This is a genomic window from Paenibacillus xylanexedens (assembly GCF_007676705.1).
Classification (GTDB): Bacteria; Bacillota; Bacilli; order Paenibacillales; family Paenibacillaceae; genus Paenibacillus; species Paenibacillus xylanexedens_C.
This window is the reverse complement of sequence record NZ_VEBF01000002.1, coordinates 561,490-584,128: the sequence shown is the minus strand read 5'-3', so window position 1 is coordinate 584,128 and position 22,639 is coordinate 561,490. Positions and strand designations below refer to the sequence as shown.

Here is a 22,639-nt window from a genome sequence, read left to right as displayed (position 1 = left end):
AAAATGATCCATAAGTTTTCTTATTTGCTGCTGTTGGATAGAAAATCACGAACGAGCTGACGACTCGTTTGGTCCTTATTGCAGGCGGAGAACAGTCGATTCGATACCGTAATGGTATTGCCAAAAAAGAATCGTTCGAACTGGGTCTGTCTGCCCCCGAATGAACCTGCCCCAAGTTCCCAGATCAGGCGGAACAGAGCGTTGCGTTCGTGAGAAGCCATATCGTTTCCTTTAAGATATACATTCAGTGAAGGAGCAATGTTGGAATGGAAGTCTTCTTCCTGAGGGACCATAATCACCCCGCTTGAACCCAAGAGTTGCAGGATTTCAATCATTTCAGGATATAGTTTCGGGAAAAGGAGATTGGCTGCCATCAATGGTTTGGGTGCAGGTAACACAAATCCGCGCCCGTCCGGTATGGCACCTGCCTCCGCGGCCAAGGCCAATGCTTTTAACGATTCAAGACCTGCGAACACACGCGCGGTTTTCTCGACAACATGTGTTTCCGTATTCAGATCCAGGGTATCTGTGAGAAGCTGGAGTGTACCGAGAACAAATTCCGTCTTGGCAATATAACGACACAATACCTGATGGCCTGCATGAATATGAAAATGACTACCACTGAAGAGGCGGGAGGACATCTCCTCACTTCCTGCAAAAAATATTCGTTTGTGCGGAACAAGAACCTGGTCAAAGATTACGATATTGTCCATTTCTTCATATCTGGAACTTAGGGGATAGTTGGCGTGAGATTCGGCTGCGTAGGTATCCCTACATACCAGACTGATTCCTGGCAGATCATTCGGGACAGCGAAGGAAAAGGCAAATGGATTCTCATCATCAAATGGGGCAGGCGAAGGTGAAGGATAGACAAAAATCTCATCTGAAGTTGCAGCTTGTGTAGCCATCATGAATGCACCGCTAATAATGAGACCTTCCTCAGTGCGATCTACGACCTTTGCAGCAATCGCATCCTCAGTAGCATCCATTTGCCCTGAGATTTTACTGGCGTGTGGCTGAATGAAAGCATGGGATAGTGTGACATCATGGTCACGGCAGTACGCATAATAATTTTTGAGATTTTCTGCGTATTGGGGAGATAATTCGTTCAGGAGATCCGCACCTGTGTAAAAGGCCATAATGGCTGTATTCATATAGTCGGGTGAGCGACCAAGAAAGCCATGATGCACATTCGCCCAGACATTCATTCCTTCCCGTCGTTTACGAAGGTCGTCGGCACTGGTTGGAGGCAGGAAGGATATGCCCACAGGTTTGCCGTCTGCGGGGGAGGCATACGTCATCGTTTCCGCCAATGTTGGATCAGATTGCAGATCATACATGTACATCTGAGTATCCATCAAACCAGCAAATGCAACATGTTCAGAGCGTTTTCCAGTAATAAGCTTACCTTTGTACCAGCAGGGGACGGATTGGGCATTAATTCGTTCGCGATACTGTGAGCCACTTTTAACAGGCATTGTTATTCACCTCTTGGGTCTAATCGTTCATGGGCAGACTGACTTCTAATGTAGTGTACGTGGGTGATCTGTCCAATGTGCATTTAAGAGGTGTGCAGGATTTTTGCAGATTAGGGCTTGATAATAATTATCATTCTTGTTACAATAGACAAAGAAAAAAGGAACCGGTAAGGGCTCCTTTAAGTGAATCTTATGCAATTTCTTATTTCACTTCGAAAGTTTTGCAGTCTGTTTCAGCAGACTGACGAACTTCATCTTTGGGAATGTGGCTTACGATGTAGATCGAAGAAGCGTTACATTTGTTTTCTTGAGCCCAGTGACGACAGGAATTAACTTCACACAATACGTCTTTTGCCATGATTGTTAACCTCACTTTTAATTTGGATTACATTCGTTGGTATAAAGATTCCGGAAATAGCAAGTTGCCGCTTGCGAAATCTGGAAAATTTTGATGCTCTCATGAAATTTAGAGGGCTTTTTTGCGTTATACACAACGATGCATATTTAGAATAGCAAATTTCCTTGAAGCTTGCAACCAAATCCCACTCCTTCTAGGGCAATATAGTGCCTTTGCTGTAGTTATCTTTGCAAATAGGTGGTAGTATGTTATTATTTAATAGTAATAATTACGATTAAAAGTCTAAGTGATTCTATAAATTGAATCACGAACTGAAACCATAAATGAAGGAGCATGTGAATACATGAGCAAAATAAATCATATGAATCGGATTCCCCGAGCGAAAGGGATTGATATGGCCGCTTTTTACACACCGAAAGAGTGTAGGCGCAAAGCCCAGCATATTGTATTTTCCGCTGAAAATGAACGCATCATTAATGAATTTATCACCATTCTGGGCATGAAAGAGAAGTTCAGAGAGCATGATGTATCGATCCCCAACAAGATGGTCATGTTCGGTCCTCCGGGGACGGGTAAAACATTAACCGCATCACATCTGGCTGAGCGCCTTGATCTGCCATTGGTACTTGTGAGATTAGATGCAATCATTCATAGTCATCTTGGGGAGACCGGAAGTAATGTACGCAAGTTATTCGAATATGCACGTATTAATCCCTGTGTACTATTCTTGGATGAATTTGATGCCATAGGCCGAACACGTGAGAGCAATGATGAGGTGAAAGAGATGGCACGCGTCGTCAATACGTTGTTGCAATGTCTGGACGAATTCGATGGGGACAGTATTCTGGTGGCTGCTACGAATCTGGAAACGCAACTGGATCACGCCATATGGCGACGTTTCGATACCAAGATGACCTACGGTATGCCTGATGATTCAAGTCGCAGATTGTATATCAGCAAGTTGGTGGGGGCATTTGAGCAGGAGAGCCAGATGGAAGAGTACATATGTGAACGCTTGGCAGGGTGCAGTTATGCGGATATAGAGCAGATTGTTCTAAAAGCAAAGCGGAAAGCGATCATTGCCAGCAGTGTGCTTCATAAGCAATTGGTCTCAGATGCGTACGATGAATACAGGCCACGTGTATTAGAGTGTTGAGCGCTTCCGTTCTGGATAAAGCAACAAGGAACAAACATGAAATAGCCCAGTCTCCTGAGTGGAGTCTTGGGCTATTTGGCATGTTAGCGTGGTGCGTTACACTTTAACGGCTGCTCCGTATGCCTTTTCTGTAGTCATGGCTTCTTGCGTTGCAGTCCAGCGTGGCAGGCTTAATCTGAACGTGCTCCCTTCCGGGCTGCTGGAGACAAGTGTCAGTTCACCGCCCTGTTCCTGGGCGAGTAATCGACTATATGTTAATCCCAGACCCAGGCCACGGTTACGGCGTTTTTTGAGTTCTCCACGATAGAAGCGTTCGAAGATCTTAGGTTGGTCTTCGGCCGCGATGCCTGTACCGTTGTCCTTGACATCAACGTACAGCATCTGTTCTTCTGTGCGTAAATAAATATCGAAGACAGCCTTTTGTTCAGGAGCTGTGGCATGAAGTGCGTTATTGAGCAAATTAACAATGATCTGCTGAATGCGAAGAGCATCCCCCATGGTGAAAAACGTAACGGGAGGGGAGTACAGCTGAACCTCTGGCATTTTGTCCTCATAAGCAATCTTCCACTGATAGATGATCTCACCGACCAACAGCTTCAGATCCGTCCGTTCCTTGCGAACGGCAACACTTCCTGCAGCCATTGCATTATAGTCAAGCAGATCTGCGACCATCCGTTCCATCCGTTCGGATTCTTTCAAAGCGATGTCCAAAAATTCTTTACCTTCCTGTGGACTCACGACATCGTCACGGACCGCCATAACCAGCCCCTTGATGGAAGTTACCGGTGTCTTGAGTTCATGACTTACCCCTGCCAGCGATAGTGTACGCCACTCTTCGAGTTGTTGTAGACGTGTGGCCATATCGCGGAATGAATTTACAAGTTCGTTGATCTCACGTTCTCGTGTATTCAAATCAAGACTCACATCATAATTACCACCTCGAATCTGTTCAGCCGCATAGGCGACCTGACGAATCGGTCTGGATAACTTACTGGACAGGAGATAGATTGTAAACCATCCACAGAGGATTAATCCTCCCAGAATTAGAGCAACAAGCCATAGGGTCTCTGGACCAAATGTAATGGATTGCTTGGACTGCATGACCCACACTTTGCCCAAAGTTTGATCGCCTTCGGATATGTTGACCGTTACGCCCGCATATTTGTTGTTTCGCGGTTCACGATAGTCATCTGACAGTCGATAATGCACATCTTTTTGCTCCATTTTAGGCTGGGAAAAAATCAATTGATTGTTGTTGTCCAAGATCATGACACAGAAATAATGATCTGTATTGAATAGTTTTTCTCGTTTGGTTACCAATCTGTCAAGATCGGGTGGAACCCGAAGCATATTGTTTTCACTAGTGACTTGATCTGCGATCTCCAGACCAAGCAGTTCTGCGGTTTTGAGGCTTTTTTCAATAGAGGTTGTTCGAATCCAGTAAAGTGCCCCTGCCACAATAATCGTGAAACCAATACACAAAATTAGAAAATATCGCAGTGTCCAGTGTGACAGAATAGATATGGTTCGTTTGGGTTTCTTTTGTTTCAGTTGGCGATCCAAAATTGATACCCCATTCCTCGTAACGTCCGAATTTCTCCTGTTTCGGGCAACCAGTGGGAGAGGGCCTGGCGCAGTCGTTTAATTGATAAATCCACAGCACGATCACTGCCGTCATAATCCATCCCCCATACCTGTTCAATAAGATGATCCCTGGTAAACGTCCGATTCGGATAATCGGACAGGAATAGCAGTAACGACAGGTCACGAGGTGTGAGTGCAACCTCTGCACCGTTCAACAGCACCTGTTTGGCCGCAAGATCAATGACGAGATTGCCAAAGGAACGCTTCTCTTCACCGCCTGAGGACCAATGTGGATTACGGCGGAGTACAGCATTAACTCTGGCGACTACTTCTTCCGGTACAAAAGGTTTGCTCATATAATCGTCAGCACCGGCATTCAGTCCGTTGAGACGGTCTGAAATGTCATCCAGTGCGGTTAGCATAATCACGGGACAAGCACTTTTTTCACGAATAATTCGCAGCAGATCCCATCCGTCCATTCCTGGCAGCATCACATCAAGTAATACAAGGGAAGGCGTTACGGAATCGAAAAGAGTAAGTGCAGTTGGTCCATCTGCTGCATGATGAACTTCAAATTCTGCTTTTCTCAGATAAGCAGCCAGTACTCGTGCAATAGCTTGCTCATCCTCAACGATGAGTATGGATTTCAAGAAAAGCGGTCTCCTTTCATTTCATAAGCTTGTGTACTGATTTTACATGAGCAAGAGCATAAAGCCAATCCTGTATTCGGGTTTAGAAAAATCAGGAACTTGTCGTATCTTGACTTCTTCCTGACACATTCGGTTGATATGATCCATATCAACAAGCAATCTAAACCATAATATACTGGAGGAAACATACAGATGAACAAGAAAGCAAAAGCATGGCTTATTACAGGTGTGGCGGCGGTTGTCGTAATCGGTGGCGGTGGTTACTATCTCACCAATAGTTACTTGGGGAACAACGTTGAGATTGAGCAGGTCCTTCCTGCCAGCACAGCGACTTCCACAACAGCAGTAGATAGCACAGGAGCGGTTGTAGCGAATGAAACTGCGGGAGCAGAGCAATTGAATGGAGACTGGAGCATCAGCGAAGGTTCCAAAGTATACTTCTCCGTAACCACATCGCAGGAGACCGTTAACTTTGTGGACGAGCAGGTAACAGGCAATTGGACAATTAATGTAGACGATGCTTCTCAGATGAAAGCTGAAGGACAGATCGAGATGGACGGGATTGATTCCGGAAATGGACAGCGTGATGGTCACGTGAAGCAAGCCGACTTCTTCGATATTGCCACATATCCACAGGCAACATTTACAGCGACTTCATTTGAAGGTGTACCTGCGGAATGGCCTGTCGGTCAAACGGTTGATATTAAAATGAATGGTACCATTACGGTTAGAGGTATTGAAAAAGAAGTGACTTTTGATGCAAAAGCCGCTTATGAGAATAACGAAGTGTTGTTGTCGGCAACATCAATGGTAACGTTCGAAGATTTCGGAATGGAAAACCCGCACTCCGTTGTGCTCTCGACAGAAAATGATATCCAGGTACAGCTTGAATTGAAACTCACCAAATAAGTGTACAACGATTATATATCTATAAATCTGTTCTGTTCTGCCTTAGGGTAGACGAACAGATTTTTTTGTTTTTCTGGCAAAATAGCGTGAATTCTATAGCTCGAATGTAACTTTTACAGGATCATATTGTTAAAATAACTGCTGTTTCCTTTGGATAATGCCGTGTTACCCAACACTATTAAGCGCTTACAATGAGGAGGATTAAAAACATTCATTGATCCATGTACAATCAAACACAAAAAGGGGGAGATCAAGAGTGAACAAGAGGTACATAAGCGGGTGTCTGGTATTGCTGATGCTGTTCTGTGATCTGGGCTTGATGGTTCGTCCAGCGGCTGCAGAAGATGCGAAAGTGAACGTGGCACTTAACAAGTCGGTTACGGTAAGTGAGGAAGATCTATTGTATGGGGGGCAAAGAGAAAAGGCGGTGAATGGTGATGTGAATACTCACTGGAGTGCGAGCTCACCTTCTTCTGAAAGCAATCCTCATTGGTTGACCATAGATCTAGGTGCTCCATATGAGCTTTCCGGAGCAGAGTTGACTTGGAAGGACAAAGACCAAGTTGTAAAATATCTGATTGAAGTTTCTAATGATGGTAACAACTGGTCGACTGTTGTGGACCAAACGACTAACGAAATAAAACAGAGTGTTGCCAGTGAAGAATTCCAGACCAGTACACCTGTCCAGTATGTGAAGATCACGATTCCGTACTATGCGGGAGCAAATTGGTGGCCCGGGATATCCGAGATTAAGGTCTGGGGAGAAGGGGTAGTCAATGATCCGGCAAACATTACCCGATACGATTCAGTTCAGGTCAAAACATTGGCTGGGGTAGCTCCTGTTCTGCCGGCAGAAGTGAGAGCGCAGTATCTGAACGAAAAATCGGGTTCGGTTCCAGTAAAATGGGACAGTATCGACCCTTCAAAGTACGCACATGCGGGCAGCTTTACCGTGACGGGTGCAGTATATGGTGCGTCCATATCACCACCAGAGGCTAATGTTACGGTTGAGGGATATCGTGAAGACTATGTCAGAGGAGTGGATATTTCCACGTTAACGGCCATTGAGGCTAATGGAGGGAAGTATCTCGATAGTAACGGCACAGAAAGGGACTTGCTTGATATCCTCAAGGATCGCGGTGTCAATTATGTGCGCCTTCGTCTATGGAATGACCCACAGAAATCCGGTGGCTATAACGATAAAGAGGATGTAGTTGAGCTAGCGGCACGGGTGAAAGCAAAAGGCATGAAAGTGCTGCTTGATTTCCATTATTCTGACGAGTGGGCTCATCCGGGACAGCAGCTTCGTCCTAAAGCTTGGGAAAGTTATACTTTTGAACAGTTGAAACAAGCTGTATATGATTATACGTATGAAGTTGTAAGAGAGATGAAAGCTGCGCACGCTATGCCTGATATGGTTCAGATCGGTAATGAAATCAACAGCGGTGTGCTGAATGGATTCAACAGCAGGGTAAACCATCAGGAAAATTATGAATTGTTACAACGAGGCGTTGATGCTGTGCGTGCCCTCGAAGAAGAAGACCAGCATGTTCAGATTATGATCCATCTGGCTGAGGGTGGTAAAGCACAAATGTTTAAGGACTACTTTAGTGAACTAGAGAGTCGTGAGCTTGATTACGATATCATCGGGTTATCCTATTATCCGTTCTGGCATGGGACATTTGCCGATGTGCAGAAGACGATGAATGAAGTATCTGACAAGTTCGAAAAAGACGTGATCATTGCTGAGACATCGTATCCATTTTCGTATAAAAACGGGGATGCACACGGTAATATCATTGGATCGGATGAAGCGCTTCATGTTGGGGGAGCAACATTCCCTGCAACGGTAGAAGGTCAATATGATGCTATCGCTGGCATAATGGATATGATTGCTGACGTGCCGGAAAACCGCGGAGCCGGCTTCTTCTATTGGGAGCCCGCCTGGATTGCAGCCGATGTAGGCTGGATTGCTTCCGAGGGAGATGCATGGGAGAATCATGCCATGTTCGACTATGATGAATTTCCGGGGAATGGTGGATACTCCTACGAAGGACGCGCCTTGCCATCATTGGATGTCTACAAGCGAGGGCTAGAAAATTTACCTGCGGATCGTCAGCATCTGGCGGCTGCAATTACGCGTGCAAAAAGGTTGGTAGCTCCAGATTTTGAAGAAGCGAGTTGGAATTCACTTGCTCCTGCGATTAAGGCAGCAGAGGATGTCTACAACCAAGCGTATACTTCAACTGGAGTGACGCAATCGGACACCAATTCTGCAACAGCTGCGCTCGAACAAGTTATGTTGCAAATGAATGTGATCCCTGCGAAGCGGGAAGCTCTCCAATCCAAGCTGACAGATGCTCAGACATACAAGGAGTCGGATTGGTCAGCATTAACTTGGGATATTTTTTCCAAGGCTCTTGCTAATGCAGATAAGGTTATGACAGATCCTAGAGCAACCCAGACTGAAGTGGATGCTGCTGAGAAACGGTTGCAGGATGCGATCAGCGGATTATCGGATGTAGATAAAACAAAATTGGCTCTGCTTATCGGTGAGACGCAACAGCAAAATGAATCTTCGTATACTCATCGTAGCTGGCAAACATTAATAGATGCATTAGAGAATGCAATCACAGTGAGAGATAATCAAAATGCAGTACAAGCTGAGGTGAATCAAGCGCACGAAGCACTGCAACAAGCCAATCAGAGTCTCGTTCAGTTGCAAGCATTAACTACAGATAAGACGGCGACGGCTTCAACAAGTGCAGGTACGGGGGACAATCAACCTAACTCCCCAGAAGGAGCAATTGACAGCAATCCAAACAGTTCATGGGGAACAGACCAGAGTAAGGGTAGCTGGTGGCAAGTGGATTTGGGACAGGTTGCTAACCTCCGTAAGATCGAAATGTCGATGTGGAGTGGCGGAATCAAATACAAGATTGAAGTGTCTAATGATAACAAAAATTTTGTGAAAGTAGTCGATACTACTAACGACGTTGTCGTTTCAACAGCGCCAAGACATGTGTTCTCGGATGATACAGAAGCGCGTTATATTCTTGTAACGATTACAGAAGGTCCAGAATGGGTAGGATTTATGGATTTTGAAGCCTACGGTACGTTCCCGGCGGACAAATCTGCACTGCAAGCTACGGTAGATGCCGCTGAGAAATTAAAGCAGACCGAATACACCACTTCAAGCTGGAATGTATTCAGTAAGGCGCTTTCTGAAGCGAAGGCGTTCATTCAGGATGTTGAATCTTCAAAGCAAGATGTAAGCAATGCGGATCGTGCGTTACAAGATGCTGTGAGTAAGCTTGTGCGTCAAGATGTAACACCTGGCCCTGGCCAGCCATCACAACCAAGCGTACCATCACAGCCCTCCAACCCTGGAACAGCTCCAACCCCGGGGAATCCGGATGTAACCCCACCAGTTGGATCGGGTACTGCACCAGAGAAGGGATCGATCACGTTAAAAGGAACGACAGCCGGGGATGAGCAGTATTTCATTCGTCCAGATGCATCCCAATTAACTCAGGCACTACAATCCATGGACGAAGGAAATCGTACGTTGAAGCTGATTGCAGATGTGCCTGACACAGCCAAGAAAGTCACATTCCAATTGGCTGCAAGTCAACTGGCAGCATGGGTTCGTTCCGAGGAAGTGCAATCCCTGGATGTAGTCGTAGGACCGACTACCGTTCGTGTTCCTCTGAAATCACTCCCGTTAACCATTGCAGAGACTGCTGGAACGTTTGACATCGTAGTGGCAAAAGGATCGACAGATACACTGACTACATCGCAAAAAGCAGCGATCGGTAATCATGCTATTGTTGATGTGAATTTGTTAATGAACAATAAGCCATTGCAATGGACAAACAGAGCGGTTGAAGTTGCTCTATCCAATGTGGAGCAACCTAAAAAGAATGATGTAGTTATGGTTGTACATTCCATATATCCAAGCGGAGACATGAAACCTGTTACGTACTCGAAGTACGATGACAAGACTAAAACCATGGTGTTCAAACCTCTGAAATCCGGCAGTTATGTCATTGCAGAAGTTGAAGTGCCATTAAATGATCTGCAAAATCATAGTTGGGCAATCCAAGAGGTGCAGAACCTCTATGGTAAGGGAATTATTACGGGGATGAGCGCAACTCGTTTTGACCCGCAAGGTGAACTGACCAGAGCACAATTTTTGCAAATGATTATTAAAGGTATTGGAGATACACGCCAGCCCGATCCATCTATTTCGATCCCAACGGATGTGAAGGAAGGGCAGTGGTATGCCGATTCAGTACGACTTGGAATTGAAATGAATATTGTTCAAGGCCGAGCAGATGGAAGCTTTGCAGCCAATGAACGTATTTCACGAGAAGACATGGCCGTTATGCTGAATAGAGCACTGAAGGTTGTGCAGCGTGAGGATGCGACCAATTCTGTACAAGGAAATATGGTGTTTGTAGACAATGCTGAGATCGTCGGATATGCAAAAGAAGCTATAGCCTCGATGCAACAGCTTGGACTGTTAAACGGCATGCCTGATGGCATGTTTGCTCCGAAAGAAACAGCGAACCGTGCACAAGGGGCTGTTGTAGTCGCCAGACTGATGGAAAAGTTGTATTAGAAAATAATGAAGCAGGTAAAGAGATCGGATCATATGATTCGATCTCTTTATTTTTTGCGAAAAAAAGAGATATTGACGGAGTCCCTTTTTCTAAATAGGCATATGAACAATTTGTTAATGTCGTATTGACAATATCAATTTCATTTGATATCATTTCGATAATATCAAAACGACAATATTGAGAAATGGGGAATGAGCCATGTTTGGATTCCGATTCGCGAAATTTCAACCCAGTGAGTATGTAATGAAGGTGAAAAATGGTGAGGTACAGCGTCAAGGTGTGGGATTGTCCTTCTATTATTATGAGCCGACCACATCGGTAGTGGTTCTACCCGTATCCTCGGTGGATGTACCGTTCATGTTCGAAGAGATTACGGCGGATTATCAGACGGTTACTGTGCAAGGGCAGCTAAGCTATCGCATTGTGGATTACCTGAAAATAACCCAGAGCCTGAATTACACGTACAATTTGCGCAAGAATCGGTATATCTCCGACGACCCCGGCAAACTGGATCAACGGGTTATCACCACAGCCAAGGTACTGACTAAGAAACATCTGGAACAAATGCCGCTGAAAGAAGCTATTCAATCCAGTGAACGTCTGGCGAGCAGCATGAAACGAGAAGTCGTGCAAAGTGAAGAATTGGAGAAACTGGGCGTTGAGCTGATGAGTCTATCGATACTGGCCATTCTGCCTAATAAAGAGACGATGCGTGCATTGGAAGCACAAGCGCGGGAAGAGATTTTGCGTCAGGCAGATGAAGCGCTCTATGTACGTCGCAATGCCTCCATTGAACAGGAAAGACGAGTGAAAGAGAACGAACTGAACACCGAAATTGCCGTAGAGACGAAGAAACAGCAGATTCGTGAGACCCAATTGCAGGCTGAGCGCTCGGTGAAACAGAAACAAAACGAGATGGAGCAGGAGCAGCTTCAGTTCAATACAGCGATGGAGGAACGTAAGCAGCAACTGATTGAGTTAACCATTGCTAATCACAATGCCGAAGCGGATGCCAAAGCCTATGAGATTGCTGCCGTAATGAATTCATTGCAAAATGTACAGCCGAATGTACTGCAAGCGATGGCGAACATGGGCATGAATTCTGATAAGCTGATCGCACTCGCGTTCCAGGAACTGGCTGAAAATGCGGGCAAGATTGGACAGCTTAATATCTCGCCGGATCTGTTGCAGGGATTGATGTCTCCTGCGCAGGGCAGAGATCAGGGAGGTCGAGCCAGATGAGATTGGGAAGAAAAGAGCAGGCAGAAAAATCAGTACGTCAGCAGGCTGCAACGGACGATCGAATGACCGAACACAAGCTGATTCTGGTGAAGCGCCGGACCCGACTGGAGGAACTGGTGGTTCGATATAACACGGTGCAGCAAGCGCAGTTCTATATTGAACGTCTGGGCGCAGATTTCAGTGATTATATGGAGGAAGACCGTCGTTATCGACAATCCGTGCAGCAGGCACAGCAGCAGCTGGGACAATTGGGACGTGTTCAGACAATTGATCGAGAACATGTCCCCAATTTTATCTTTGGAGAGCAGGATATCGTGGTCGTGGTTGGACAGGATGGACTTGTAGCCAATACCCTCAAATATGTGACCGAGCAGCCGCTCATCGGTGTGAATCCGGACCCGATGCGGTGGGACGGGGTGTTATTACCTTTTACCGTGGAGGATCTGAGCTTCATTGTTCCTGATGTCATTCGAAAGCAACGAACATTGAAAGAAGTCACTCTGGCCAAAGTGGAACTCAATGATGGACAGTATCTATATGGTGTGAATGATCTGTTCATTGGACGGAAGACGCATGTATCGGCACGTTATGAAGTGCGTTTGGGTACATCCGCAGAACAACAATCCTCCAGTGGTATCATTGTATCCACAGGTATGGGATCGACAGGCTGGTTCAAAAGTGTGCTGGCCGGAGCCACCGGAATTGTAGGATCGGCTGCATGGCAGAACATGAATTCCGAAGCAGAGGTCGCTACAGCATCGGCATCCATTCATGGAAGCAGGCAGGAGCTGAATCATTTTAACTGGGATGCGCCGTACTTATATTTTTCAGTACGTGAACCTTTTCCGAGCCGAACGACAGCTGCCAACCTGGTGTTTGGACAGATCCATTCGAAGCAACCATTGCACATTGTATCCCAGATGCCAGAGGATGGTGTCATTTTCAGCGATGGGGTCGAGCAGGACTTTCTTGAGTTTAATTCAGGGGTGGAAGCTATCATTGGGTTGGCAGAGAAGAGGGGACGTCTCGTGGTCTGACCCTTTATTTTCAAGCCGTTTCCGACTAGAATGGGTAACTAGATGTGATACACTGACGTCAGGAAACGGAAAGAGGGTTAACGATGCAGTCGATATTGTTGGTTGAAGATGATGCCAAGCTAGCAGGATTGCTGGCGGCTTATCTGACCCGAAATGGATTCCAGGTACAGGTCACAGATGATTTTCGTCATGTACTGGATGAATTTGTGGAAGTGAATCCCGACCTTGTGCTGATGGATGTGAATTTGCCGCAATATGATGGATACTACTGGTGCAGGCAGATACGCACACATTCCATATGTCCCATTTTATTCATATCGGCTCGTGATAGTGGTATGGATCAGATTATGGCGTTGGAACATGGAGCGGATGATTATATTACGAAACCTTTTCAATATGAAGTCGTTCTTGCCAAAGTACGAAGTCAGTTGCGCCGAGCCTATGGTTCTTACGCTGCTGTTCAGCAGGAAGTAACAGTGAAGAATGGTCCCATGATCCTCTATCCTGAGCGATTCGTACTGGAGTATGAGGAACGTTCAACAGAGCTGACACAGAAGGAAGCGATACTGGTGGAAGCACTAATGGCAAAGGCAGGTCGAGTTGTCAGCCGGGAAAAATTGCTAGAACAGATGTGGGAAGATCAGCATTTTATTGATGATAATACGTTGAATGTCTATATTACACGTGTTCGCCGGAAGTTGAAGGAGCTGGGTGCAGAAGAGATTTTGGAGACGGTTCGCGGAGCGGGTTATCGTGTGTTGGATCTGGGTTCAACCGCACAGGGAAAAGGGAAATGAGACTTTTCCTGAAAGACCACCTGATGTTAGTCGGATTTTATGTGTTACAGATGCTGTTGGTTCCGTGTGTGTACTGGCTCTCTGGTGAGGGCCGCCCGATGAAGATTGTCCTCTATGGCATGCTGATCAGTACTGTTGTGCTGTTGGTCTATCTGGTCATACGTTACCTCCAGCTGCGAGCGTATTATCGCCTGCTTCAACAACCACGTAAACTGGTAAACGAGCCTTTCCAAGCGCTTGGAAATTCGGTCGTGGTGGAAGCCATCCAGGAATTGTTACATGAACTGGAGCGTAATCGGCAGAATGAGATAAGTCAATTACGTACTAGCAAGGAACAACAGGTGGTATTCATGAATCGCTGGGTTCATCAGATGAAGACACCCTTGTCCATTATCCAGCTGACCCTGGAAGATGTGGACAATGAGACGGCGGGCAGTATTCAGGATGAGTTGGATAAGATGCGCAAAGGACTTGAAATGGTCTTGCATTCATCACGGCTTGAACAGTTCGAAGGTGATTTCAGGGTGGAGCTGTTGTCCTTACATGAGGTGCTTCGGAGCAGTATAGCGGAAAACCGACGTTTATTTATTCGCAGAGGTATTACGCCCGATATCCGGATGGAAAGCGATCTTCAGATATATAGTGACTCCAAGTGGCTGCGGTTCATGTTCACCCAGATCTTGACCAATGCCGTGAACTATTCCGATAGCAAATCAGGTAAAAAAGTGATCATTACTGGCTATAAACAGGAAGAGCGTACAATCTTGGACATTCAGGATGAGGGAATCGGCATCTCGTCCGAAGATATTCATCGGGTGTTCAATCCCTATTTTACAGGCGAACGGGGCAGGCAATACCACGAATCCACAGGAATGGGATTATATCTGGTCCGTGAGATCAGTGCCCGCCTGGATAACCGTGTGGAGTTGTTTTCGGAGCCGAATGAGGGAACGTTGGTCAGATTCAGCTGGGTTCAATCGAAATATCCGAAGTGAAGAGCGCTTTGCCCATGGGCGAGGTGCTTTTTTGATGCACAGAATTGTGATAGAGGAGGTAGGGGAACAGAACCTTAAACGGGCTGTAAGGGAAGTTTAAGGTAATTCGATAGCACCGTTATGGGAGGTCGTTTAGGATAAGAATAGAATTAACGTATAAAGAATGATGGATTAGGAGGGAATTACGTATGGAAATGTTACAGGTATCGGGACTGAACAAAGTATATCAGGGCAAAGTGCAGACTCAAGCCCTTAGTGATATTCATCTGACAATCAAGCAAGGTGAGTTTGTGGGCATTATGGGCCCGTCGGGTAGTGGCAAAACCACATTATTAAACATGGTCTCCACCATTGATGAACCCAGCTCAGGCAAGGTGCTGATTAATGGCATGAATCCGTTTGATATGAAAAAGAAAGAACTTGCCATGTTCCGACGTCGGGAACTCGGATTTGTTTTTCAGGATTTCAATCTGTTGGACACGCTGACTGTTGCTGAGAATATTGTACTTCCATTGACACTGGACAAGGTCAAACTGAAGGAGATGGAGAGCAGACTACATCGCATTACAGCCAAGCTCGGGATTGACCACATTCTGGATAAACGAGTCTACGAAATTTCAGGCGGACAGCGACAACGAACAGCCATTGCGAGATCCATGATCAATATGCCTTCAATTGTTTTGGCGGATGAACCAACCGGTGCCCTGGATTCTACGTCATCCCAAGCGGTCATGGAGTCACTTGAACAGATTAACCAGCAGGAGAAAACGACCATTATGTTGGTCACACATGACCCGCTTGCTGCAAGTTATTGCAACCGCATCGTGTTCATCAAGGACGGAAAACTGGCAGCCGAGGTACACCGCGGAGATAATCGACAGACGTTCTTCCAGCGGATCATTGATACTTTATCCTTCTGGGGAGGGAATTCACATGAGCTTTCCTCAGTTCGCGTTTAATAACATTCGCCGTAATGGGCGAGCGTATATTGCTTTTTTTCTTAGCAGTGTGTTTATGGTCATGATATTCTTCGCTTATGCAGTATTTATCTATCATCCATATGTGGCAGAGTTGCCAATGGGTGACACAACCGCTACGGGGATGCAGATCGCTTCGATTATCGTGTATGTGTTTGCTTTTTTCTTTGTTATGTATTCCATCAGTGCTTTTCTCAAATCACGGAATAAAGAGTTTGGCATTCTGACCATACTTGGTGCCGAGCCCAGGCAGATTCGGAGATTGGTCATTCTGGAGAATATGTTGATCGGCTGCCTGTCCATTATTGCCGGTATCGGCGGAGGTATGTTGTTGTCCAAGCTGTTCCTGATGTTAACCACTCGTTTTATCGGGATGGATGATCTGCCCTTTTATTTTCCGGTGAAAGCGATTCTGATTACGATCGGGGCCTTTCTGTTATTATTTTTCTGCATTTCACTCTTCACATTGGTTTTTATCGGAAACAAACGGACGTTAGAACTTTTGACGGGAACCAACAAACCTAAAAAAGAGCCCAAAGCTTCATGGTTCTTCTCCCTTCTGGGTTTTGCATTACTTACAGTAGGTTTTGTGGTACTCCGTAGCGAGTTAAATGGTGGAACAATCATGCTTGCAGCAGTAACAGGGATAGCAGGAACGTATTTTTTTTATTCACAACTTTCCGTGCTCATCATCCGTTTGTTGAAGCGTAATCGTAAAACGGTATGGCATGGTACACGTCTGTTATGGATCTCAGAGATGAGTTACAAAATGAAGGATAATGCTCGCATGCTGTTTATGGTGACCGTGGTGATTGCGATTGCTTCAATGAGTGCAGTTGTAATTTTGTCACTGGATCAGGAGAACCGGGAGCAGTTTACAAACAACGATTTTCCAATTCAATACAACGTGTACACACCATCGGATCAAATGGATATGAGCTATATTGATTCGAAACTTGAAGCCGCAGGCTTGGATTATCAGCAAGTCTACATTGAATATTTCTGGTCTGATGCGGATCAGAGTGCTGTCTCGGTCATGCGACTCAGTCATTACAACGGCTTCAATACGATCCAAGGGAAAAAGACTTTTCAATTGGATTCAGAATCAGCACTATTCGTAGATTCCCGTAATAAGAAGGATCAGGATCAAATTGATCGAAACAGGTTTCGCAATTATGCGGAAGGAGACACATTGACTCTGAATCTGGAGGATGGCCCATTGCAAGCAAGAGTTACAGCTACGGATGTAGAACCACGGTTCGCAACCTTGATCTATTCTACAGGTGTAGTCGTTCTCCCGGATGAGAAGTATGCAGAGATCACACAACAGCTCAAAGGAAATAGGTTATCTGGCAAAGTTTTATATCAGATCCCTGCCTGGGGTCATGCTGTACCTGACCGGCACTCCTCGGAAGCCATGGTTAGCGATCAACTACTGTCGTCCGCAGATACCATTCGAAGCGATAATGCTTCCGATGATAATTACTCCGGATTTCTGACTACTCGATACGGAGATTTTGAGAGATACAGACAGGGTACAGCACTATTTACCTTCCTGGGCATATTTATCGGATTAATCTTCTCGATCTCTTCCGCAAGCTTTTTGTATTTCAGACTGCATACCGATCTTGAAGCGGATGGAAAAATGGTGCATTCTCTTTCGAAAATGGGTCTGAGTTTCCAGGAGATGAAACGATCATCCACCGTTCAGATTGCTATTCTGTTCTTTTTACCGATCGGAGTAGCTATCATTGAAACTTTGGTTGTGGTTAAGCCATTTCTTACTGAATTCGGTATTACCAATTATACGATGCCGGTGTTGACTGTATTTGGTGCCTTTGTACTTGCACAGACGTTTTATTTCTTCGTTATACGTTCGAGATATATCGCTTCTCTGCGCAAAATGATGGTGTAACCATCTTAGAAACAAACGATCATAAGGGACCGACCATGATCTGTTCATTGCCCGTATTTCTTGATTCAGATCAAGGAAATGCGGGCTTTTTTGCGATAAGATGAATGCATTCACAGATTATATTATCGAGGAGGACGATTATGATGAGTATCACGTCATTGCAAGAAGTTAAAGTATTCAGCGAGGACCGTTTTACGAAACGTGTTTTATTCCAACAGGGGGGTGGAGTGACCTTTGTACTTCATTTTCTGCCAGGACAACAGCTTCCCGTTCATAAACATTCGGGCACAGACGTTATTTTGCTGGTGGTCGAAGGCACAGGCACACTTATGCTGGATGGAAAAGAACAAGAGGTGAAACAAGAGGATGTAATTCATTGCGGCGGTGAAGTGGAGTTCGCATTCCGTAATACAGGAGATCAGGAGGTTCGTTTGTTCGTGGTGTTAAATAAAGTACCAGCAGCATCGTATGCAAAGGACATCTAAGATCTAATATCAAGCAATCGATAAAATGATTCACTGATCGGCACCAATATAAGGGGAACTCTATTCTGGAGTTTCCTTATTTATTTTTATTCAAGAATACTCTTCTCCAACATTCGTCCTTCTAGCAATCTCCGGGGTGTATATCAAGTGTATGTTCCCATCGCAAAACAAAAAGCATACTTGAGTCTGAGAACATCAGATTTAAGTACGCTTCTTCGTATTCCCCCAACAACTTGTTCATTCATCCGGTCTATAGTCATTCTGCCTAGAAGTATCCCAGCATTTCCTTGGCTTCATTCGACATCAGCTGTGGAGACCACTGTGGCTCCCACACCACTTGAACATCAATATCAGTCTTGCTCGTATTTTCCTGTAAAACCCATTTCACCGCACGAACGATGGTATCGTGCAGCGGACAACCTGGTGTAGTCAGCGTCATCCGTACATGTACTCGTTCAGCTTCTTCCCTTACTTCATACACCAGACCAAGGTCAACGATATTGACACCTAATTCAGGGTCATATACTTCCTTGAGACATTCAAGTAAATGCGTTGTTTGTTCCATCATGTTCACTCTCCAATCTAACTTTTAATATTAACGTCTGAATACCAAAGCAATATTCGCTATATAAACGATGGAGACCAGAGATAAGATTGTTCCTCCAACCATCATGACCTCAGCCAGATTAATCAGAATTCCACTGACTAGCAGAAGGCTTCCAGCCACCATGGCGATCATCCCCCAATTGACATTCCGTTCACTCAGCATACCAGCCATTAGCGGTGTCCCGGGTCTGCCTGCCTGCTTGCCATATTTATGGGTCCACCACAGAAAAGGCACGATTTTGGAGGCATAGCCAAGTATGGTGAGAGACACCCAACCTCCTAGATATACCCATCCAGACAATAGAACAACATGTGGATGGAGCAGCAATTCGGTTCCTTGCGCGGAATAAATCAGTAGGGCGACAGCATATACGGCAAAGGCACGACTTACATAGACAGACCAGCGAATGCCCGGGCCGGGGTTGCTTTTGTGACGTTTCTCCTGAATTTGCTCCAAGTGATACACATAGAAGAGTAGGGCTGCAGTTAGGAGCAAGAGCGCGAACCAGAGCAAGCCTCCCTTGATACCTGTGAGAAATGCGACAACGCCTGTAATTACAGCTGCATTCCACAGAACCAGGACCACTTTCTGCAATCGAATGGAATAATCGTGGGACAGGTAGAACATGGGCAGCATTTTGTAACTGAATCCGGTAATTAACATGCCAAACCAGCCGAGTGTTCCCATCCAGATATGTGCGCCGAATAAGCGTTCATGCAGACCATTCCAATTACCAAAGGCAAAATTCAGACCCATCAGCATACCTGAAAGCCCGGTTAAACGAGATAGAGACAGGAACATGCGGCACTGATTGTTACCGGATTCCACTGTGAGGCACGGAAGAGGGTAACAGCCATATTCCATCCGAACAAGAGAATACCCGAGAGCGCGAGTGTAGCAGAACTGGAAATCCAGATGACATCTGCACGAATGAAGCCGTATAACATGCCCATGATCCCGATACTGAACAAGAAATAATGACAATAACCGAGAACCAGACTGTAGATATTCGATTGCAAAATAACATGTATCAACTGATAAACGGCACCCATGGCCAGCATGGTTGCCCACCCGAGCACAAACAGATGGGCATGAAACCAGCCTTCGGGTCCTCTGAGTTCATCACCAAGCCAACCTGTCAGCGAGAGCAGAGAGAAGGCGTGATACATTACAAATCCAAAGATGCCCGTGATGATAAAAAGAAACGGCAACCTGGACATGGCTCTCGCCTCCTTACCCTTTTTCAATTCTCACTTTGGCTGTACCATCGGCTTGATCCTCAACCATGTAGGTGCAACCGAGATTGTTCAACTCTTCAATCAGGAATACAGGTACACGGTCATTATGAATCAGTACGACTTCCCCAGGTTTGCAACGCTCCAGTGCGGCAAGTGTTCGCATCATGGGCTGTGGCGGTTCCAATCCGCGATTGTCCAATATAACTTTGGCCTCCTGTGGAGTTTCAATGTTTGCAATCGCAACAGCTTGCTCCTCCGGATGTCCTTTGCATGAAGCTGATTCTTCATCTGAATCGGGTTCCGAATTAACTTCTGATCCAGATAAAACCATTGCAGATAATGCTTTTGCACCGGTTTTATTTTTTTTGTGCACAAATGTGGTAACCCAGTGATCTGAACTCCTACGTTCAGATGTGCTGGAATATCCTTTCAGCTTGAGAATACCGAGCAGAGGCGTTGGTTTGAATGGAGCATGTAGTACAAACACATCGTCATGCTGAAGGCCCTTGACCGTGTCCATGATCAGCTGAAACGGCTCCAGCTTTTTACTCAGATGAGGGCGCACATCCAATTCAACAATATGGACATCAGATGGAGACATGTGCGTTCACATCCAATCCTGCGCCAGCTACATCCGTCTGCTGTACCAACTGTAGAGATGATTCATACAGGGCGGCCATACCACCGTACAGCGCATAGAAGAATGACTCCGGCGCATCGAGGGAGAAGGACAGATAGGCTTTAGGGTCCATGCCGAGCACACGCTCAAAAAGTCTTGCACTGTCATAGGCGTAAAAACAGAAGTGAGTATATTCGAACACAGGCATTTTATCGTAAATGGTAATAATCTCTTGCGCATATTCGGCCTGCTCACGCTGTGCTATCTGCACCATGGTTGTGGCATCTTCCAACCTCAGCGTGATGCGAAGTGTAGTATCGTCAATGATTTCAACGTGGGCCATAGCGGTTCAGCTCCAATCTATAGTTTGCTGATCTTGACTTGGAAGGTTGTAGGGCCCTGCTCAATATACTCCCAGTTGAAGCCATCAGGATGTGTGGACTGGAACTGGAATCGAAGTGGCTTTGGATCGTGATCATTGATGAGCAGCATGGATTCCTGTGGTTGCAGCTGTTCAAACGTTTCGAAAATAACTTTATGTTTCAAATGCGGTGGATACTCCGTGGCATTAATGGTTGCTGCGTATGTGTTCATGTGTCATTCCTCCAGATTGGGATAGTGTGGGTGCTGCAATTTGATTATAGAAAACGTGAAGAGGGGTCTGTGTGAGCAGGCTCACACATTTTCTTTTGCCATAATTTTGACTTATTTAGACCAGAATCCTGTTTGGAAAAGGGTTGCGGAGCATATATAGATGTGCAACTGTGCACTATGTTTCACTTCTTGTGATATTTTGCACAGTTCAGCGAGCGAGACATCCTTATATTTAGCGTCAAGATGACACTGGATGAGAGAAAACAGCTTTCTCCTTCGGCTGATGTGAAGACAGCACCCTAGAGAAGGGAGGTACGTGTATGGAATCAAAATTAATGGACCCGTTTGGAAGAAAACATGATTACTTAAGAATTTCGGTTACGGATCGCTGTAATCTCCGCTGTGTGTATTGCATGCCGGAGGAAGGAATGCAGTTTGAACCGACAGAACGAATCCTGTCCTATGAAGAAATCACGTCCATCGTTAAGGCGCTTGCTCCACTGGGCATTCGGAAATTGCGTTTAACTGGAGGGGAGCCTCTTGTTCGTAAGGGGCTGGATCAACTGATTGCGATGTTGTCCGCTATTCCAGGAATTGAAGATATCGCATTGACAACCAATGGCATCTATTTGGCAGCTTATGCGGATCTGCTGAAGGCTGCGGGGCTAACACGGGTGAACATAAGCCTGGATTCTTTGAAGCCAGAACGATTCGCAAGCATTACCCGAGGCGGCAAGGTGCAGCGTGTGTTGGACGGCATTAAGGCCAGCCAAAAAGCCGGATTTCATCCGATCAAACTTAACGTGGTGCTGATGAAAGGCGTGAATGACGATGAAGTGGAAGACTTTCTGAGGATGACCCGGGATGAACCCATTCATATTCGTTTTATCGAGTACATGCCTATAGGTGAAAGTGGAGAAGGTTGGAGATCAGGGTATATGCCCCTCGAATATGTGCTGGAAGCATGCGGAGCACGATGGGAGTACGAAAGCTGTGGAGAGATTTATGGCAATGGACCGGCAGATAGTTATCGCATTGTGGGAGCTGCCGGAACCTTTGGTCTGATTCACCCGGTGAGCAGTCATTTCTGCGGAAATTGCAATCGGCTCAGGCTGACAGCAGACGGAAATATCAAACCTTGTCTCTACTGGTCAGATGAGTTCAATGTTCGTCCACTCGTGGGTGATGACAAGGCGGTGCAGGATTTATTTTACTCGGCGCTCGGAGCCAAACCCGAAACACATGACATGTTAAAAGCCTTAAACGGGCAACAGATTGACGGCACGCCAACGCTTCGACATATGTCGCAAATCGGAGGTTAGCAACAGCAGTTCAGGATTCGACTTGCATCAACAGGTCATATATGTGGGAGG

Annotated in this window: 21 protein-coding genes; 11 read left to right on the top strand and 10 right to left on the bottom strand. The window is 45.8% G+C overall.

Annotation, left to right across the window (positions count from 1 at the left end):
• Positions 1–20: 20 nt before the first annotated feature.
• Together FS628_RS12565 and FS628_RS12560 are read right to left on the bottom strand one after the other, a co-directional pair.
• Positions 21–1,478 carry a 4-hydroxyphenylacetate 3-hydroxylase N-terminal domain-containing protein gene (locus tag FS628_RS12565; protein WP_145322335.1) on the bottom strand — a complete coding sequence of 486 codons (1,458 nt, stop codon included), beginning with the start codon at positions 1,476–1,478 and terminating at the stop codon, positions 21–23.
• 202 nt (positions 1,479–1,680) lie between these two features.
• Complete coding sequence (locus FS628_RS12560; RefSeq protein WP_145322333.1) at positions 1,681–1,836, bottom strand: DUF1540 domain-containing protein; 156 nt, start codon at positions 1,834–1,836, stop codon at positions 1,681–1,683.
• Positions 1,837–2,179: 343 nt separating this feature from the next.
• Here FS628_RS12560 and FS628_RS12555 point away from each other — a divergent pair, with 343 nt between their 5' ends.
• Positions 2,180–2,992 (top strand): AAA family ATPase, encoded by an 813-nt coding sequence (locus FS628_RS12555; RefSeq protein ID WP_145322331.1) that lies wholly within the window; start codon positions 2,180–2,182, stop codon positions 2,990–2,992.
• Between the two features lie 96 nt (positions 2,993–3,088).
• On the opposite strand, the gene FS628_RS12550 is transcribed toward FS628_RS12555, so the two are convergent.
• Together FS628_RS12550 and FS628_RS12545 are read right to left on the bottom strand one after the other, a co-directional pair.
• Entirely contained in the window at positions 3,089–4,555 is a 1,467-nt protein-coding gene (locus tag FS628_RS12550) for a HAMP domain-containing sensor histidine kinase (protein ID WP_145322329.1), read from the bottom strand.
• Positions 4,540–5,226, bottom strand: a complete 687-nt coding sequence (locus tag FS628_RS12545; protein ID WP_145322328.1) for a response regulator transcription factor — start codon at positions 5,224–5,226, stop codon at positions 4,540–4,542. The genes FS628_RS12550 and FS628_RS12545 overlap by 16 nt, the downstream gene beginning before the upstream one ends.
• A 192-nt stretch (positions 5,227–5,418) precedes the next feature.
• On the opposite strand from FS628_RS12545, the gene FS628_RS12540 reads away from it, so the two are divergent.
• The 9 genes from FS628_RS12540 to FS628_RS12500 all read left to right on the top strand — a co-directional run bounded on the left by FS628_RS12540 (position 5,419) and on the right by FS628_RS12500 (position 18,208).
• On the top strand, positions 5,419–6,135 hold the full coding sequence (locus tag FS628_RS12540; RefSeq protein ID WP_145322326.1) for a YceI family protein: 717 nt from the start codon (positions 5,419–5,421) through the stop codon (positions 6,133–6,135).
• 256 nt (positions 6,136–6,391) lie between these two features.
• Positions 6,392–10,759, top strand: coding sequence for a glycosyl hydrolase 53 family protein (locus tag FS628_RS12535; protein WP_145322324.1), 4,368 nt, complete (start codon positions 6,392–6,394; stop codon positions 10,757–10,759).
• 199 nt (positions 10,760–10,958) lie between these two features.
• On the top strand, positions 10,959–12,002 hold the full coding sequence (locus tag FS628_RS12530) for an SPFH domain-containing protein (protein WP_145322322.1): 1,044 nt from the start codon (positions 10,959–10,961) through the stop codon (positions 12,000–12,002).
• 62 nt (positions 12,003–12,064) lie between these two features.
• Positions 12,065–13,039, top strand: coding sequence for a sugar kinase (locus tag FS628_RS12525; protein ID WP_145324126.1), 975 nt, complete (start codon positions 12,065–12,067; stop codon positions 13,037–13,039).
• An 83-nt stretch (positions 13,040–13,122) separates the two neighbouring features.
• Positions 13,123–13,836: a response regulator transcription factor gene (locus FS628_RS12520; RefSeq protein WP_145322320.1), complete on the top strand. Its 714-nt coding sequence runs from the start codon at positions 13,123–13,125 to the stop codon at positions 13,834–13,836.
• Positions 13,837–13,859: 23 nt separating this feature from the next.
• On the top strand, positions 13,860–14,831 hold the full coding sequence (locus FS628_RS12515; protein ID WP_313958597.1) for a sensor histidine kinase: 972 nt from the start codon (positions 13,860–13,862) through the stop codon (positions 14,829–14,831).
• A gap of 188 nt (positions 14,832–15,019) precedes the next feature.
• Complete coding sequence (locus FS628_RS12510; protein ID WP_017687815.1) at positions 15,020–15,790, top strand: ABC transporter ATP-binding protein; 771 nt, start codon at positions 15,020–15,022, stop codon at positions 15,788–15,790.
• The gene (locus FS628_RS12505) at positions 15,765–17,723 is read left to right on the top strand and encodes an ABC transporter permease (RefSeq protein WP_145322316.1); all 1,959 of its coding nucleotides are present in this window, start codon (positions 15,765–15,767) and stop codon (positions 17,721–17,723) included. Before FS628_RS12510 ends, FS628_RS12505 begins: the two co-directional genes overlap by 26 nt.
• A gap of 143 nt (positions 17,724–17,866) precedes the next feature.
• Positions 17,867–18,208 (top strand): cupin domain-containing protein, encoded by a 342-nt coding sequence (locus FS628_RS12500; protein WP_145322315.1) that lies wholly within the window; start codon positions 17,867–17,869, stop codon positions 18,206–18,208.
• Between the two features lie 265 nt (positions 18,209–18,473).
• Here FS628_RS12500 and FS628_RS12495 read toward each other — a convergent pair whose 3' ends face one another.
• The 6 genes from FS628_RS12495 to FS628_RS12475 are packed head-to-tail and all read right to left on the bottom strand — an operon-like array spanning position 18,474 to position 21,266.
• Positions 18,474–18,773 carry a metal-sulfur cluster assembly factor gene (locus tag FS628_RS12495; RefSeq protein WP_145324124.1) on the bottom strand — a complete coding sequence of 100 codons (300 nt, stop codon included), beginning with the start codon at positions 18,771–18,773 and terminating at the stop codon, positions 18,474–18,476.
• Between the two features lie 30 nt (positions 18,774–18,803).
• Positions 18,804–19,643, bottom strand: a complete 840-nt coding sequence (locus tag FS628_RS12490) for a hypothetical protein (RefSeq protein WP_260871025.1) — start codon at positions 19,641–19,643, stop codon at positions 18,804–18,806.
• Positions 19,592–20,035 (bottom strand): hypothetical protein, encoded by a 444-nt coding sequence (locus FS628_RS32635; protein WP_260871024.1) that lies wholly within the window; start codon positions 20,033–20,035, stop codon positions 19,592–19,594. The genes FS628_RS12490 and FS628_RS32635 overlap by 52 nt, the downstream gene beginning before the upstream one ends.
• 13 nt (positions 20,036–20,048) lie before the next feature.
• Positions 20,049–20,654, bottom strand: coding sequence for a DUF2249 domain-containing protein (locus FS628_RS12485; protein WP_145322313.1), 606 nt, complete (start codon positions 20,652–20,654; stop codon positions 20,049–20,051).
• Entirely contained in the window at positions 20,641–21,015 is a 375-nt protein-coding gene (locus FS628_RS12480) for a hypothetical protein (protein ID WP_145322311.1), read from the bottom strand. Before FS628_RS12480 ends, FS628_RS12485 begins: the two co-directional genes overlap by 14 nt.
• A gap of 17 nt (positions 21,016–21,032) precedes the next feature.
• Positions 21,033–21,266, bottom strand: coding sequence for a DUF2249 domain-containing protein (locus tag FS628_RS12475; RefSeq protein WP_105408981.1), 234 nt, complete (start codon positions 21,264–21,266; stop codon positions 21,033–21,035).
• A gap of 320 nt (positions 21,267–21,586) precedes the next feature.
• Here FS628_RS12475 and moaA point away from each other — a divergent pair, with 320 nt between their 5' ends.
• On the top strand, positions 21,587–22,588 hold the full coding sequence (moaA, locus tag FS628_RS12470; RefSeq protein ID WP_145322309.1) for a GTP 3',8-cyclase MoaA: 1,002 nt from the start codon (positions 21,587–21,589) through the stop codon (positions 22,586–22,588).
• Positions 22,589–22,639 lie beyond the last annotated feature (51 nt).

Bases quoted from the DNA above. Each gene is read 5' to 3' on its own strand.
- FS628_RS12565 (WP_145322335.1), bottom strand. From the start codon at position 1,478: ATGCCTGTTAAAAGTGGCTCACAGTATCGCGAACGAATTAATGCCCAA.
- FS628_RS12560 (WP_145322333.1), bottom strand. From the start codon at position 1,836: ATGGCAAAAGACGTATTGTGTGAAGTTAATTCCTGTCGTCACTGGGCT.
- FS628_RS12555 (WP_145322331.1), top strand. From the start codon at position 2,180: ATGAGCAAAATAAATCATATGAATCGGATTCCCCGAGCGAAAGGGATT.
- FS628_RS12540 (WP_145322326.1), top strand. From the start codon at position 5,419: ATGAACAAGAAAGCAAAAGCATGGCTTATTACAGGTGTGGCGGCGGTT.
- FS628_RS12530 (WP_145322322.1), top strand. From the start codon at position 10,959: ATGTTTGGATTCCGATTCGCGAAATTTCAACCCAGTGAGTATGTAATG.
- FS628_RS12525 (WP_145324126.1), top strand. From the start codon at position 12,065: ATGACCGAACACAAGCTGATTCTGGTGAAGCGCCGGACCCGACTGGAG.
- FS628_RS12520 (WP_145322320.1), top strand. From the start codon at position 13,123: ATGCAGTCGATATTGTTGGTTGAAGATGATGCCAAGCTAGCAGGATTG.
- FS628_RS12515 (WP_313958597.1), top strand. From the start codon at position 13,860: ATGTTAGTCGGATTTTATGTGTTACAGATGCTGTTGGTTCCGTGTGTG.
- FS628_RS12510 (WP_017687815.1), top strand. From the start codon at position 15,020: ATGGAAATGTTACAGGTATCGGGACTGAACAAAGTATATCAGGGCAAA.
- FS628_RS12505 (WP_145322316.1), top strand. From the start codon at position 15,765: ATGAGCTTTCCTCAGTTCGCGTTTAATAACATTCGCCGTAATGGGCGA.
- FS628_RS12500 (WP_145322315.1), top strand. From the start codon at position 17,867: ATGAGTATCACGTCATTGCAAGAAGTTAAAGTATTCAGCGAGGACCGT.
- FS628_RS12495 (WP_145324124.1), bottom strand. From the start codon at position 18,773: ATGGAACAAACAACGCATTTACTTGAATGTCTCAAGGAAGTATATGAC.
- FS628_RS32635 (WP_260871024.1), bottom strand. From the start codon at position 20,035: ATGTCCAGGTTGCCGTTTCTTTTTATCATCACGGGCATCTTTGGATTT.
- FS628_RS12485 (WP_145322313.1), bottom strand. From the start codon at position 20,654: ATGTCTCCATCTGATGTCCATATTGTTGAATTGGATGTGCGCCCTCAT.
- FS628_RS12480 (WP_145322311.1), bottom strand. From the start codon at position 21,015: ATGGCCCACGTTGAAATCATTGACGATACTACACTTCGCATCACGCTG.
- FS628_RS12475 (WP_105408981.1), bottom strand. From the start codon at position 21,266: ATGAACACATACGCAGCAACCATTAATGCCACGGAGTATCCACCGCAT.
- moaA (WP_145322309.1), top strand. From the start codon at position 21,587: ATGGAATCAAAATTAATGGACCCGTTTGGAAGAAAACATGATTACTTA.